The organism is Streptomyces sp. NPDC026092 (assembly GCF_040638605.1).
Taxonomy (GTDB): Bacteria; Actinomycetota; Actinomycetes; order Streptomycetales; family Streptomycetaceae; genus Streptomyces.
This window is the reverse complement of the sequence record NZ_JBEZYN010000007.1, coordinates 196,513-210,317: the sequence shown is the minus strand read 5'-3', so window position 1 is coordinate 210,317 and position 13,805 is coordinate 196,513. Positions and strand designations below refer to the sequence as shown.

Below are 13,805 nucleotides of genomic sequence, written 5' to 3'. Positions count from 1 at the left end.
CCCCACCCTCCGCCGGGAGTTCCATGGTCACCCCGCAGCCCGTCGTCGTACCGCCGTCGAAGGCCGCCGTGTTCCTCGTGGCCACGGTGAACCCCGGCGGCGAGACCGCCGTACGGGACGCGCTCGGCGATCTGGCCGGGCTGACGCGGTCCGTGGCTTTCCGCGCCCCGGACGACCGGCTCACCTGCGTCGTCGGCATCGGCTCCACGGCCTGGGACCGGCTCGTCGGCGGGCCGCGCCCCCGCGAGCTCCACCCCTTCCCGGCGCTCACCGGACCCCGGCACCGGGCCCCGGCCACACCGGGCGACCTCCTCTTCCATCTGCGCGCCCGGCGCATGGACCTCTGCTTCGAACTCGCCCGGCTCCTCGTCGAGGCCCTCGGCCCCGCCGTGACCGTCGTCGACGAGACCCACGGCTTCACGTACTTCGACGAGCGCGACCTCCTCGGTTTCGTCGACGGCAGCGAGAACCCCGAGGGCGACGCGGCCGGCGAAGCCGTCTTCGTCACCGCGGACGACGACGATCCGCCCTTCCACGGCGGCAGTTACGTCGTCGTCCAGAAGTACGTCCACGACATGGCGGCCTGGCAGTCGCTCACCGTCGAGCAGCAGGAACACGTCATCGGCCGCACCAAGGCCGCCAACGTCGAACTGCCCGACGACGTCAAGCCGCCCGACTCGCACGTCGCGCTCAACACGATCGTCGACGAGGACGGCACCGAACGGCAGATCCTGCGCGAGAACATGCCCTTCGGCACGATCGGCCGGGGCGAGTTCGGCACGTACTTCATCGGCTACGCACGGACCCCCGAGGTGACCGAGCGGATGCTGCGCAACATGTTCCTCGGCGACCCGCCCGGCCGCACCGACCGCATCCTCGACTTCTCCACGGCCGTCACCGGGGGCCTCTTCTTCGTCCCCAGTGCCGACCTCCTCGACGACCTCCCCGCCCCGCCCGCAGCGGCCGCCGCCGTCCAGTGGGACGACTCGCTGCGCATCGGCAGCCTCAAAGGAGCCCGAGCGTCATGACGATCCCCGCCGACACCGGCAACCTGCACCGCGAACTCGCCCCCATCACCCCCGCAGCCTGGGCCGAGATCGAGGAGGAGGCCCGCCGCACCTTCCGGCGGCACGTCGCCGGGCGCCGGGTCGTCGACGTGCCGGACCCGGGCGGTCCCGGGCTCGCCGCCACCGGCACCGGGCACCTCTCCGCCATCGACCCGCCCGCCCCCGGCGTCACCGCCCACCTCCGCGAGGCCCGCCCGCTGGTCGAGCTCCGTGTCCCGTTCACCGTGAGCCGCTCCGCCGTGGACGACGTCGAGCGCGGCTCGCACGACTCCGACTGGCAGCCGGTCAAGGACGCGGCGCGCGCCATGGCGTTCGCGGAGGACCGGGCCGTCTTCGACGGGTACGCGGCGGCCGGCATCGAGGGGCTGCGGGCCCGCTCCTCGAACCCGGAACTGAGCCTGCCGGCCGAGCCGCGCGACTACCCCGACGCGATCAGCCGGGCCCTGACCGCACTGCGCCTGGCCGGGGTCGACGGTCCGTACGCGCTGCTGCTCGGCGCCGACGCGTACACGGCGGTCAGCGAGACCTCCGACCACGGCTACCCGATCGCCGCGCACCTGGGCCGCATCCTCGGCGGCGACCCGATCTGGGCGCCCGCACTGACCGGCGCGTTCGTCCTCTCCACCCGGGGCGGGGACTTCGAGCTGCTGCTCGGCCAGGACCTGGCGATCGGCTACACCGGGCACGACGCGAAGGGCATCGAGCTGTACTTCCAGGAGACGCTGACGTTCCTGACGTACACGGACGAGGCGGTCGTCGCCCTCAGGACGCCATGACGCGGTGGTTGCCACAGTCCGCGGTGGCCCGGCTCGCCGGGTCGCTCGTCGCCGGAGCGGTGGTCGCGGTGGTCGTCGCCGTCCTCGCCGACCCGCCGATGGGAACGCTCGCCGGTATCGCCGCGACCGAGACCGTGTTCGTGGTGACCGGGTGGCTCGTCCTTTGGCCCATGGACGCGGCCACCACCCGCCGCGACGCCCGCCGCGAGGACTTCCGGCCCGCCGTCGACGAGATCGTCATCGTCGCCGTGGCCCTGTGCGGGCTCGCCAGCATCGTCGTCCTGCTGCTGCGCGGCGGCACCGACACCGGCCACGCCGCCGCCGCGACCGCGCTGAGCGGAGTCTTCATGGCGTGGGCGGCGCTCCACCTGATGTACGCCACGCGGTACGCGTACCTCTACTGCGGGGCGGCCGAGGGCGGGAGCGCCGAGGGCGGGATCGACTTCAACTCGCGGGAGCCGCCCGCGTACCGGGACTTCCTCTACTTCAGCTACAACCTGGGCATGACCTACCAGGTCTCCGACACCGACGTGTCCAGTCCACGCGTCCGCGCCGTGGTCCTGCGCCACTCCCTGCTGTCGTACGTCTTCGGCACCAGCATCCTCGCCACCGCCATCAACCTCGTCGTCGGCCTCGTCACGGACTGACCCCGGTCACGGGTCCCCCGGGACCCGCTCCAGGGCGGCGGACACATCGGTCTCCCGAGCCACGGCCGTCAGGGCGCGGGCCATGATCGAGCCCGGCTCCCGCGAGGCGACCACGAGACCCACGGGTACGGTCCGTTCCGGCGCGACCAGCGGCACCGCGCGCATCTCGTGCGGGACGCCGAAGACATGGAGCCAGGTGTGCGGCACGACACTGGCCCACCGGCCCGTACGGACATGGGAGAAGAGGGCGCCCACCGAATCGGTCTCCACCCGGGGCGAGGGCCGCACCCCGACCTCGTCGAACACCTCGTCGAGCACCCGCCGGCCCTGCATCGCACCGCTCAGCAGACAGAGCGGCAGCCGCGACGCCTCGGCCCAGGTCGCGGTCGTCCCGTGCGCGGTCCGGTCGGCGACACCGGTGAGCAGGACGTACCGCTCCTCGTACAGGGGGAGGACCGAGAAGCCCTCCGGGAGCTCCGCGCCCAGATACATGAGCCCGGCGTCGATCTCGAAGTCCCGCAGCCGGCGCAGGATCTCCTCCGACCGCAGGTCCGCGAGGACCTCGACGGTCACCAGCGGGTGCGCGGCGCAGAAGGGGGCGGTCAGCAGGGAGACGGCGCCGGACGCGTTCGGGACCGTGCCGATCCGCATCCGTCCGCTCAGGCCCGTGCGCAGCGCGCCGATCTCGTCCTTGAGCGCGTCGCGGTCGGCCAGGATCCGCTGCGCCCACACCACGATCCGCTCGCCCTCGGGCGTCAGCCCCTCGTAGGTACGGCCGCGGCGGACCAGCGGCACGTCCAGCTCCTCCTCCAGCTTCCTGACCGCCTCCGAAAGGGCGGGCTGGGAGACGTGGCAGGACTGGGCGGCCCGGGCGAAATGACGCTCACGGGCGAGGGCGACGAGGTACTCGAGTTGGCGGAACAGCACGTCACGGGTCTACCCGACGGTTCTCGGCCACGCCAATCGAGCGCCCGGCTCACCCCCGGGGCAGGTTCCGGCGGCTGAACCGCGCCGTGACCATCAGACAGGGCAGGCCCCCTGCGGCGAGCCCCGCCAGCAGGGCCGGGTAGGGGGCGGCCCCGGCGGTCACGGCGAGCAGCAGCGGGGTCAGGAAGCCGCTGTAGGCGGCGCCCTGGTGGACGAAGGCCGTCGACGGCCGCGAGGCGGGCGGCGCGAGCCGCTCGATCTCCCGCAGCCCCGACGCGAGCGTGAGGCCGTACCCGGCGCCCAGGAGGACCGCCGCGACCACCACCAGGACGACGGAGTCCCCGTACGCGGCGCAGGCGCCGACCAGCAGCCCGGCGATCACGGTGACCATCGACACGAGCGTGGCCCGCGCGCTGTGCGCGTGGTCGAGCCAGTCCGCCACCGGCCGGACGGCGAGGCCCACGGCGAACGTCAGCGCCGTGACGAGGCCGCTGAACACCGGCTCGTACCCGGGTATCCGGTCGGCCACCAGCGGCGGAAGGACGACGTACGCGACGGTGGAGGCGCCGAACACCGCCGGGCTCGCCGGAAGCACCACCCAGAGGAAGCGCGGGTGCGCGAGGACGGCCCGGCCGAGGCTCGCGACCCGCGGCTCCCACCCGGCGCCCGGCTCCGACGGCGTGGTCCCGGGCACCCGGGCGGTCGCACCGAGCACCAGCAGGACCACGGCGGCGTGGACGAGACCGGGCAGCACCGTCGGCCCCGGCAGCCACTCGGCGAGCGAGCCCGCCGTGAGCGCCCCGGCGGCGAAGCCGCCTCCGGTGGCGTACGCGGCGCGGACCGCCCCGGCGTCGGGCCGATCCGCCCCGGCGGACAGCTCCCGCAGCCAGGCGGTCCCCGCGGTCAGCACGAGACCGGCCGCGAGGCCCGTGGCGAGCCGGCTCACGTACACGGCCGCCTGGGACACGGCCGCCGCCGCGAGGACGACGCTGGCGGCGGCGGACAGCGCGAGCGCCGAGCGCACCACGCGCCGCCGCCCCGCCCGGCGCGCGGCCGGGCCGCCGAGCAGCAGACCGGGCAGGAGCCCGAGGAGGTACGTGGTGAACATGGCGGCGACCGGGACGGCGGGCCAGCGCTCCTGCGTCCGGTAGACGACCGAGAGCGGGGCGAACTGGTTCGCACCCCACCCGGCGGCGAACAGCGCGGCCGCCGCCGGAATCCAGCCATGCACGGAACGGGAATCGGGCATGGCGGAACGGGCCTTTCGGTCGAGGGGGGCTTGGGAAATGAGCCTCCGACAATTCCGGGGGCACGTCAAAGAGGACTTTCCGATGGCCTGATAGGCGCTGCTTGTCACCCCGCCGGGGGACCCCGCCCGCCTCCGCCCGTCACCCCGCCGGCGACCCCGCTCGCCTGTGCCGACAGCCCCGCCCGCCTGCGCCGACGGCCCCGGGCGCGCCGCGCGAAAGATTCCGTGCACAGCCGACCACACCGTGCTACAGTCGGGACCAGTTGCAGTTGTGGTTCCCATAGACTTCAAGTGCCTTAGACGAATCCATTTCGTCGGGCACTTTTTGTATTTTCGGTGCTGTTTCCGGACGGGGCAATCATCGCGGCGACGCCGGGATTCGCACAGTGCGGACCTCGGGTAGTGCCTCGAAGGAGATATGACATGGCTACTGGCACCGTGAAGTGGTTCAACTCGGAAAAGGGCTTCGGCTTCATCGAGCAGGAGGGTGGCGGCCCGGACGTGTTCGCCCACTACTCCAACATCGCGACCTCGGGCTTCCGTGAGCTTCAGGAGGGCCAGAAGGTGACCTTCGACGTCACCCAGGGTCAGAAGGGCCCGCAGGCGGAGAACATCCTCCCCGCCTGACGCCGAGCCTTCAGACGCAGCTGGGGTCCCCACCCACCAGGTGAGGACCCCAGCTCGTCGCATTTTCGGACGAGGTCTCTCATGAACGAATTCGCATCGCCGGCCGCCCACACCCCCGCGCTTCCCCCGGTCGCCGCCTTCGACGAGCTGGATCTGCCCGTCGCGGTACGGGAGCTGCTCACCGAGCTCGGTGTCGACACGCCCTTCCCCATCCAGGCCGCGACCCTGCCGAACGCCCTCGCGGGACGTGACGTCCTCGGGCGCGGGCGCACCGGATCGGGCAAGACCCTCGCCTTCGGCCTGCCGCTGCTCGTGCGCCTGGCCGGCCGCCGCGCCGAGGCGCGCAAGCCACGCGCCCTGATCCTCGTCCCCACCCGTGAGCTGGCCCAGCAGGTCACAGACGCCCTGACGCCGTACGCCGGCGTCCTGAAGCTGCGCCTGACCACCGTCGTCGGAGGCCTCTCCATAGGCCGGCAGGCCGCCGCGCTGCGCGAGGGCGCCGAGGTCGTCGTCGCTACGCCGGGCCGCCTGAACGACCTCGTGGCGCGCAAGGACATCCGGCTTGAGCGGGTGGAGATCACCGTTCTGGACGAGGCCGACCAGATGGCCGACCTGGGTTTCCTGGACCAGGTGACGGAGGTGCTCGACCTCGTCCATCCCGACGGCCAGCGGATGCTGTTCTCCGCCACCCTCGACCACAACGTCGACCAGTTGGTCGAGCGCTACCTGCACGACCCTGTCACGCACTCGGTCGACCCCTCGACCGCCACCGTCACCAACATGGAGCACCACGTCCTCCAGGTGCACGGCGCCGACAAGTACGCCACGGCCACGGAGATCGCCGCCCGGGACGGGCGCGTGATCATGTTCCTGGACACCAAGGCCTCCGTCGACCGCTTCACCGCCCATCTGCGCGGCAGCGGCGTCCGCGCCGAGGCGCTGCACGGCGGCAAGTCGCAGCCGCTGCGCAACCGGACCCTGGAGCGGTTCAGGAGCGGTGAGATCACCGTCCTCGTCGCCACCAACGTGGCCGCGCGCGGCATCCACGTCGACCAGGTGGACCTCGTCGTCAACGTCGACCCGCCCGCCGACCACAAGGACTATCTGCACCGGGGCGGCCGGACCGCCCGTGCGGGCGAGTCCGGCAGCGTCGTCACCCTGGTCGTGCCGGACCAGCGCAAGGACGTCGTCCGGCTCATGGCCGACGCGGGGATCCGGGTCCGGGTGACCCAGGTCCGTTCCGGCGAGGCCGAGTTGAGCCGTATCACCGGCGCCAGGAAGCCGTCCGGCGTCCCCGTCGAGGGCAGCGCGCCGAGCACCGAACGCGCCAAGCGCGGCGGCGCGGCCTTCCGGGGGATCGGCACGGTCCCGGGGAAGCCCGGCCGCGCCAAGAACGAGTCCCGTCGCTCCGCCGAGGCCCGCAAGACCGCCGAGGCCCGCCAGGCCGCCCGGATCCGCAAGGGCCGTTAGGGCCTGTCCGGCGGATCAGGGTCGGACAGGCCCTAAGGCGTAGAGCCTGTTGCGGCCTCACCGCAGCGGTACGTGAAGCGGGTCTCGGCGGTGTGCCGCGTGGGGGAGACGACGACGAGCCGGGCCGTCGCCCGGTGTTCGCCGGGGCCGTGGAACGTCCAGAGCAGATGCAGGCGTGCCTGCGTCTGATGCCGGGCGAGCCGTTCCGTCAGCAGCCCGGACGCGGTGCCGTCGCTCCGCTCCCAGCGGTACGTGACGGTGCCCGGCCGCCCGTCGGTCTCCAGGACGGCCACGACGTCGGCGGTGCCGTCGCAGCCGGGCGGCTGTGCGGGGGCGGCCACGGTCACGCCGCGTACCGCGACCTCGGGCCCGAGCCGCTGCCAGGCCAGAAAGGCCAGGACGGCCAGCAGGACCACGGCGGGCAGCGCGTAGCGGCGCAGTGTCCTGCGGCGGCGCGGCAGGGTCTCGGGCGGAGCCGCGTGCCAGAGCTGCGCGGTGGTCGGTCCGGTCAGGCGATGGCCGAGCGCGGGGGTGACCCCGGGCCCGAAGCGGAGGACCTCGCCCTCCACCCGGTCCGGCGGCACGTCCTGCGCCGGTCCTTCGAACCAGTGACTGCCGAGGACCGTGGCGCTGTAGTCGTCGTTCGTGTCGCGATCGCTCATGAGATCGTGCACCGCCTGGTGAGGATCTGTCGGGTGGAACCGCCGCTCGCGGCGGCCGGGGCCGTGGTCGCCCGGACGCCCCAGTAGCAGCCGCCGCCCCGGAAGGCGTGCGTCAGCGTGATCGTGTACCGCGTCGCCCCGCTCCGCTCCACGCGCACGGAGCCGTCGGACACCTCGCCCTTGCCGTCGGTCGTGAACCAGGAGAGGTCGAGAACCACGGGTCCAGTCCCGTCCGCCACGACCTCGAACGAGGCCTCGGCCGTGCTCGAGCCCGTCTGACGCAGCCCCGTGACGGCGACCGACTTCACGCCGACCGGCCGCGTCGTGGGCGGGGTGGTCGGGGGCGTGGTGGGCGGGGTGGTCGGAGGTGTGGTCGGAGGATCCGTCGTCGGCAGGGTGGCCGTCGGGGTGAGCGTGGGCGTGGGCACCGGCGTGGGCACGAGCGTCGGCGTCGTCGGCGGAGCGCTCGACGGGGTCGCCTCCTCGGACGCCGAAGGCGTGGCCTCGGGAGACGGCGTGCTCGTGGGCGACGCGGCCGTCGGGGACACCGAGGCGGTCGGCAGTGTGCTCGTCGTGGCGAAGGACTCCGCCGTCGAACCGCCGCCTCCGTCGTCACCGGCCCGGGCGGCGACGGCCGCCAGGAGGGCGAGGATCAGCGCCGTCAGTCCGGCCGGGACGACGAGCTCCGGCCACAGCCGGCGTCCGCGCCCCGCGGGCCGGGGCAGGGTGGTCGTGGCCAGTGCGGTCGTGCCCGTGGCCGGCTCACCGCCGGAGGAGGGGAAGAGCAGGGGGAGGAGAGCGGTCAGCGCGGCGAGCCTGCCCCGCCCGCGCTCCTCCCAGTCCTGGCCGTACGCGGCCGTGGCGACCGATTCGAGCTCCGCCACGAAGGCCGTCGCGTGCTCGGGGCGCTGCCCCGGGACCTTCGCCAGTCCGCGCCGGATCAGCGGACGCAGCGGTTCCGGGACCTCGGCGTCCGGTACGGGCGCGTCGAGGTGCTGGAGCGCCAGCTCGGCGATGTTCTGTCCCGTGAACGGCTTGCGGCCGGTCAGGCACTCGAAGAACGTCGCGGTCGCCGCGTACACGTCGGCGGCCGGTGACGCGGGCTCGCCGTTCCACTGCTCGGGCGCCATGTACGCGGGGGTGCCCGCCACCCCCGGCTTGCTGCCGTGGTCCGTGGCGATGCCGAAGTCCACGAGCGAGGACGTGCCGTCGGCCGCGACCAGGACGTTCTCCGGCTTGTAGTCCCGGTGCACGACCCCCGCCCGGTGGGCGGCGGCCAGGCCGAGGAGCGAGCCCTTGAGCACCACGAGAGCTGCCTCGGGGCCGGTGGCGCCCTCCCTGGCGAGCAGTGCGCGCAGGGCGATCCCGTCGACCAGTTCCATGACGATCGCCGCGCCCCGCGGCGACTCCACGTACTCGTAGAGCCGGACCACGTGCGGCGTGTCGAGTGCGGCGAGCAGCCGTGCCTCCGCGCGGAACCCCCGGACGAACGCGGCGTCCGTGCGCAGGCGTTCGCCGAGGTACTTCACGGCGACCGGTACACCGGTCGCGTCGTGGACGGCCAGCACCACTCGCCCGCCGGCGCCCGCCCCCAGCTCACGGGACTCCGTGTAGCCGGGTACCACCCATGCGTTCATACCGCCCCCAGTCCCCCAGTCCCCTGTCCCCGGTCCCCCTCAACGGGGACAGATTCCGGCCACGACCGGTTCCCGGCAAGAGCGCGCGCGTGGGGTACGGGCGGCGCGTGGACGTGCGGCGAGTGTACGGCCCCTTTGTCGGCGCCCTGTCAGACGGTGGCGACCTCGACGCCCGCTTCGGTCAGCCGGCGCACCGCCTCCGCGGGCATCGCCGCGTCGGTGACCAGGACGTCGACGCGGTCGAGGCCACAGATCCTGGCGAAGGCGCGGCGGCCCATCTTCGAGGAGTCGGTGACCACGACGACCCGGCTCGCCCGTTCCGCGAACAGCCGGCTGATCCCGGCCTCGTCCTCGTGGTGCGCCATGATCCCGAGGTCCGGGTCGATGCCGTCGACACCGAGGACGACGACGTCGAGGACGACCTCGTTGAGGACCCCGGCGGCCAGCGGGCCGACCAGTTCGTACGTCTGCCGGGCGACCCCGCCCGACACCACGATCTTGATCTGCGGGCGCACGGCCAGCTCGCCTGCGATGTTGAGCGCGTTGGTCACCACGGTCAGCGCGGGCGCGGTCGGCGCGCCGGGGGACTCGGTCCTGCCGCCGCCGAAGCGCAGCGCGAGCGCGCGGGCCACCTCCGTCGTGGTCGTCCCGCCGTTGAGGCCCACCACCTCGCCCTCGTGGACGAGTTCGGCTACGGCCGCGGCGATGCGCTGCTTCTCCGAGGCGTGCCGGGAGGACTTGTAGCGCAGCGGCAGCTCGTAGGAGACGCCGTGCGGGACGGCCCCGCCGCGGGTGCGGACCAGGAGGCGCTGCTCGGCGAGTTCGTCCAGGTCCCGGCGGATCGTGGCGGGGGAGACGTCGAGGGTGCCCGCGGCCTCCTCGACCTCCAGCCTGCCGGTCGCGGCGAGCAGTTCGAGGAGCGTGTTCCACCGCTCGTGCTTCGACATGATCGCGATTTTAGCGTCGCGCGGCCGCCGTGGGCCCTGGACCGTACGCCCCGGCTGATGGATACTACGCACCGTAGCTGTTGCTCGAAGATGCTCGAAAATAATCTGTTACGAGCAAGACTGAGCATCCTGTGTCTGTGAAGGAGCCGCACGTGCCCATCCCGGGACCCTCCCGCACCGCCGCCGAAATCGCCTCCCAGCCGGCCTCCTGGCGCCGGGCCGCCGAGACCCTGCCCCAGCACCGCGCGGCGCTCCCGGTGCGCGGCGAGCGCGTCGCCGTCGTCGGCTGCGGCACCTCCTGGTTCATCGCCCAGGCCTACGCCCAGCTCCGGGAGACCGGGGGCCACGGCGAGACCGACGCCTTCGCCGCCTCCGAGTTCCCGCTCGGCCGCCGCTACGACCGGGTCCTCGCGATCACCCGCTCCGGCACCACGACCGAGGTCCTCGACCTGCTCCGCCGCGTCCAGGGGACCGTCGCCACCGGCGCCCTCACCGCCGACCCCGCGACCCCGGTCATGACGGCCGCCGACGCCGTCGCCGTCCTCGACTTCGCCGACGAGGAGTCGGTGGTGCAGACCCGCTTCGCCACCACCGCCCTCGCCCTGCTCCGCGCCCACCTGGAGGCCGAGGACGTCCTCCCGGCCGGGGTCCGTACCGTCGAGCGGGCCGCCAAGGACGCCGAGCGCGCTGTCGCCGAACCCCTCGGCGCCGCGGTCACCGGCGCGGAGCAGTACACCTTCCTCGGCACCGGCTGGACCTACGGGCTCGCCCTCGAAGCCGGCCTGAAGATGCGCGAGGCGGCGGGCGCCTGGACCGAGGGCTACCCCGCCATGGAGTACCGCCACGGCCCCATCAGCATCACCGCGCCCGGCCGCGTCGCCTGGTCCTTCGGCCCCGTCCCCGCCGGCCTCGCCGACGACGTCGCCCGCGTCGGCGGCACCCTCGTCGCCGACTCCGGCGACACCGACGCCGAACTCGACCCGATGGCCGACCTGATCCGCGTCCAGCGGCTCGCCGTCCTGCTCGCCGAGGCCCAGGGCCAGGACCCCGACCGGCCCCGGAACCTCACCCGGTCCGTCGTGCTCGCCCCCGCCGGGTCGGAGGAGAGCTGATGCCCCTCACCCCCACCGGCGAGATCGTCCTCGGCGCCCGCGAACGCGGAGCGGGCACGGGGGCGTTCAACGTCATCCAGATCGAGCACGCGCAGGCCATCGTCGCCGGCGCCGAGGCCGCGGGGCTGCCCGTCATCCTCCAGATCAGCGAGAACACCGTCCGCTACCACGGCTCCCTGGAGCCCATCGGACTCGCCACCCTCGCCATCGCCCGCCGCGCCGCCGTCCCGGTCGCCGTCCACCTCGACCACGCCGAGTCGCCCGAACTCGTCCACGAGGCGGTCGCCCTGGGCTTCCCGTCCGTCATGTTCGACGCGTCGACCCTCCCGTACGAGGAGAACGTCGCCGCCACCCGCGCGATGACGGACCACTGCCACCGCCACGAGGTCTGGCTGGAGGCCGAACTCGGCGAGGTGGGCGGCAAGGACGGCGCCCACGCGCCCGGCGTGCGCACCGACCCGGCCGAGGCGCGCGCCTTCGTCGAGGCCACGGGCGTCGACGCGCTCGCCGTCGCCGTCGGCAGCTCGCACGCGATGCTCACCCGGGACGCCGTTCTCGACCTCGCGCTCATCGCCAGGCTCCGGGAGACCGTGGACGTCCCCCTGGTGCTGCACGGCTCCTCGGGCGTCCCGGACGAGGACCTCGGCCGGGCCGTGCACGCCGGCATGACGAAGGTGAACGTCGCCACCCACCTCAACAAGGCGTTCACCGGCGCCGTCCGGACCCACCTGGGGGAGAACGCCTCGACCGTCGACCCGCGCCGCTACCTCGGCCCGGCGCGCACCGCCGTCGCCGAGGCGGTCACCCACCTTCTTCAGGTGCTGGCGGCGGAGGCTCCGCTGGTTCGCACGTGACGCGGTCGCGCGGGGTGTAGTGCGTACGGAAGGTCTCCCGGCCGACCTCCGCCCCGCCGTCGCGGAACACCCGGTCCACGGTGATGTCGAAGCCCTCCAGCGGGGGCTGCGGCTCGCACTTGGGGCCGGTGCCGGTCCGCTCGGCGGGCTCCGTCAGGTTGGTGCGGGGCCCTTCCACCGCCTCCACCGCGTCGTACTTCTTCGTGCCGAGGAAGCTGATGGTCACCGAGGAGTCCGTCGCGGTCGCCTTGATGTAGATCCAGGCGTCCGAGTTGTTGCGGAACTTCAGGTCGAGCGTGCCCCAGGCCACCGTGGCCTCCCGGCCCGGCGGGTACCGCTCGATGTAGAAGGAGTGCGCGCCGTACTCCACCGGCTTCACCCCGGCGAAGAAGATGGCGTTGAAGACCGTGGTCGCGACGGCGGACACCCCGCCGCCGGGCGCCGAGTGGTACTGGCCGTCCAGGATCATCGTGCCGTCGACGAAACCGTTGGCCTTGGTGCGTTCGCCGACGGTCCGGTTGAAGCTCCAGACCTCGCCAGGCTTCACCAGGGAGCCGTTGATGAGTTCGACCGCGCGGCCGATGTTGATCGTCCGGTAGGGCGCGGTGGGGAAGTTGACCGTGAACGTCGACATCTGCTCCTTGATGCCCATCTTCGCCACCGACTCCCGGGTCAGCACCGGCTGGATCAGCTCGGTGGCCACGGGGCCGGTCCGCGCGGCGTCCCCGCGCTTCGGCAGCAGGGGCATGACCGCGTCGCCGAGGGCCTTCGCGGTGACCTCGTGGCCCGGCCTTCCGTCCGAGAGGACCACCACCCGGCCGTTCTCCACGCCGAGGCGCGCCTCGACCGGGCCGGTCGCGACCGCGTCGAGCGGGCGGGCCACCGCCGGGTCGCGGAGCAGGCCCTGCTCGTCGAGGGTGGGGACGAGCCGGCCCTGGTCGTCCGCCTTCACGGTGAGGTGGGCGCCGAGCGTGGTCGGCGTGATCCGCACGCTCTCGCCGTCGACGGTGAGCGTGACAGGACCCGACATCGCGGGTGTCCCGAAGGTGTTGAGGAAGCCGGCCGTCTCGGCCTCGCCGACCTCCGGCGGGGAGACGGCGGTCGGCAGGGTCACCGGGTTCTCGCCCTCGGGCTCGGGGTAGTTGGCGCGCAGGGTGTCCACCGAGCCGTCGACGTCCATCTTCTGGCCATCCCTGGCCTGGACGGTGACCGCCTGGCCGTTCTTGAAGGAGACGGCGCCCTCCACGGTCGTACGGTCGTAGGTGCGGGCCGTCTCGACCATCGCCGCCCTGGCCTTGGTCTCGTCGAAGGCGACGACGGGTTCGATGTCCCGCTCGTCGGAGGAGAACAGCCGCCCGATCACGGTGACCGGATCGCGCGCCGGGTCGGCCGCCTTGTCGACGGTCTTCGCCACGTCGACGCTCAGTCCGGCCGTGGCGGGATCGACGGTGCCGGTGCTCCCGCCGATCCGCACCGGTATCGGCGCGGTCCAGGACGCCGGCGCCGCCGCCGTCAGCCTGGCGCGGGCCTCCTCGCGGCTCATGCCGCCGATGTCCACCCCGTCCACCCGGGTGCCCTCGGATATCTCGTCCCCGGTGGCGATCAACCCCGCCGCGTACAGTCCGCCGGCGGCCAGGAGGGCCACTCCGGCCGCGATCACCGCGAGTCGTACGCGCCGACCACGAGAGGACGACGGCGTCGCGTCGTCCTCGTTCCCGGGGGCGGGGCCCCTGGAGCCACCGTTCCTGGAGTCGCGCACACAACCTCCCGTGGCGGTCGAGGGACCCGAGATCCTTCCGCGACGTTACGCCGTGTGGGTGTGGAGCGCAT

The 13,805-nt window shown here is 73.4% G+C and carries 13 protein-coding genes; 7 read left to right on the top strand and 6 right to left on the bottom strand.

All coding sequences use genetic code 11. The features are described from left to right. The first annotated feature begins 23 nt into the window (after positions 1-23). The 3 genes from AB0F56_RS14195 to AB0F56_RS14185 are packed head-to-tail and all read left to right on the top strand — an operon-like array spanning position 24 to position 2,490. Positions 24-1,028, top strand: a complete 1,005-nt coding sequence (locus tag AB0F56_RS14195) for a Dyp-type peroxidase (protein WP_362008338.1) — start codon at positions 24-26, stop codon at positions 1,026-1,028. Then, a complete protein-coding gene (locus tag AB0F56_RS14190; RefSeq protein ID WP_362008336.1) occupies positions 1,025-1,843 on the top strand; it encodes a family 1 encapsulin nanocompartment shell protein in 819 nt (272 codons plus the stop codon). The genes AB0F56_RS14195 and AB0F56_RS14190 overlap by 4 nt, the downstream gene beginning before the upstream one ends. Further along, positions 1,840-2,490 carry a DUF1345 domain-containing protein gene (locus AB0F56_RS14185; RefSeq protein WP_362008334.1) on the top strand — a complete coding sequence of 217 codons (651 nt, stop codon included), beginning with the start codon at positions 1,840-1,842 and terminating at the stop codon, positions 2,488-2,490. The genes AB0F56_RS14190 and AB0F56_RS14185 overlap by 4 nt, the downstream gene beginning before the upstream one ends. 6 nt (positions 2,491-2,496) lie before the next feature. On the opposite strand, the gene AB0F56_RS14180 is transcribed toward AB0F56_RS14185, so the two are convergent. Both AB0F56_RS14180 and AB0F56_RS14175 read right to left on the bottom strand, forming a co-directional pair. Continuing rightward, the gene (locus AB0F56_RS14180; protein ID WP_362008331.1) at positions 2,497-3,417 is read right to left on the bottom strand and encodes a LysR family transcriptional regulator; all 921 of its coding nucleotides are present in this window, start codon (positions 3,415-3,417) and stop codon (positions 2,497-2,499) included. A 49-nt stretch (positions 3,418-3,466) separates the two neighbouring features. Continuing rightward, a complete protein-coding gene (locus AB0F56_RS14175; RefSeq protein ID WP_362008328.1) occupies positions 3,467-4,666 on the bottom strand; it encodes an MFS transporter in 1,200 nt (399 codons plus the stop codon). Between the two features lie 423 nt (positions 4,667-5,089). Here AB0F56_RS14175 and AB0F56_RS14170 point away from each other — a divergent pair, with 423 nt between their 5' ends. Both AB0F56_RS14170 and AB0F56_RS14165 read left to right on the top strand, forming a co-directional pair. Then, the gene (locus AB0F56_RS14170) at positions 5,090-5,293 is read left to right on the top strand and encodes a cold-shock protein (protein ID WP_033201600.1); all 204 of its coding nucleotides are present in this window, start codon (positions 5,090-5,092) and stop codon (positions 5,291-5,293) included. 81 nt (positions 5,294-5,374) lie between these two features. Next, the gene (locus AB0F56_RS14165; protein WP_362008326.1) at positions 5,375-6,763 is read left to right on the top strand and encodes a DEAD/DEAH box helicase; all 1,389 of its coding nucleotides are present in this window, start codon (positions 5,375-5,377) and stop codon (positions 6,761-6,763) included. 32 nt (positions 6,764-6,795) lie between these two features. Here AB0F56_RS14165 and AB0F56_RS14160 read toward each other — a convergent pair whose 3' ends face one another. The 3 genes from AB0F56_RS14160 to AB0F56_RS14150 all read right to left on the bottom strand — a co-directional run bounded on the left by AB0F56_RS14160 (position 6,796) and on the right by AB0F56_RS14150 (position 10,009). After that, positions 6,796-7,425: a hypothetical protein gene (locus AB0F56_RS14160; RefSeq protein ID WP_362008324.1), complete on the bottom strand. Its 630-nt coding sequence runs from the start codon at positions 7,423-7,425 to the stop codon at positions 6,796-6,798. Continuing rightward, positions 7,422-9,062, bottom strand: a complete 1,641-nt coding sequence (locus tag AB0F56_RS14155; RefSeq protein ID WP_362008321.1) for a serine/threonine-protein kinase — start codon at positions 9,060-9,062, stop codon at positions 7,422-7,424. The genes AB0F56_RS14160 and AB0F56_RS14155 overlap by 4 nt, the downstream gene beginning before the upstream one ends. 149 nt (positions 9,063-9,211) lie before the next feature. Beyond that, positions 9,212-10,009 (bottom strand): DeoR/GlpR family DNA-binding transcription regulator, encoded by a 798-nt coding sequence (locus AB0F56_RS14150; RefSeq protein ID WP_362008319.1) that lies wholly within the window; start codon positions 10,007-10,009, stop codon positions 9,212-9,214. Positions 10,010-10,161: 152 nt separating this feature from the next. Between AB0F56_RS14150 and AB0F56_RS14145 the strand changes: the two genes are divergently transcribed. Then, positions 10,162-11,121 carry a sugar isomerase gene (locus tag AB0F56_RS14145; protein WP_362008317.1) on the top strand — a complete coding sequence of 320 codons (960 nt, stop codon included), beginning with the start codon at positions 10,162-10,164 and terminating at the stop codon, positions 11,119-11,121. After that, entirely contained in the window at positions 11,121-11,975 is an 855-nt protein-coding gene (locus tag AB0F56_RS14140; RefSeq protein ID WP_362008314.1) for a class II fructose-bisphosphate aldolase, read from the top strand. Before AB0F56_RS14145 ends, AB0F56_RS14140 begins: the two co-directional genes overlap by 1 nt. On the opposite strand, the gene AB0F56_RS14135 is transcribed toward AB0F56_RS14140, so the two are convergent. After that, positions 11,923-13,734: a VanW family protein gene (locus AB0F56_RS14135; protein WP_362008311.1), complete on the bottom strand. Its 1,812-nt coding sequence runs from the start codon at positions 13,732-13,734 to the stop codon at positions 11,923-11,925. The genes AB0F56_RS14140 and AB0F56_RS14135 overlap by 53 nt on opposite strands. Positions 13,735-13,805 lie beyond the last annotated feature (71 nt).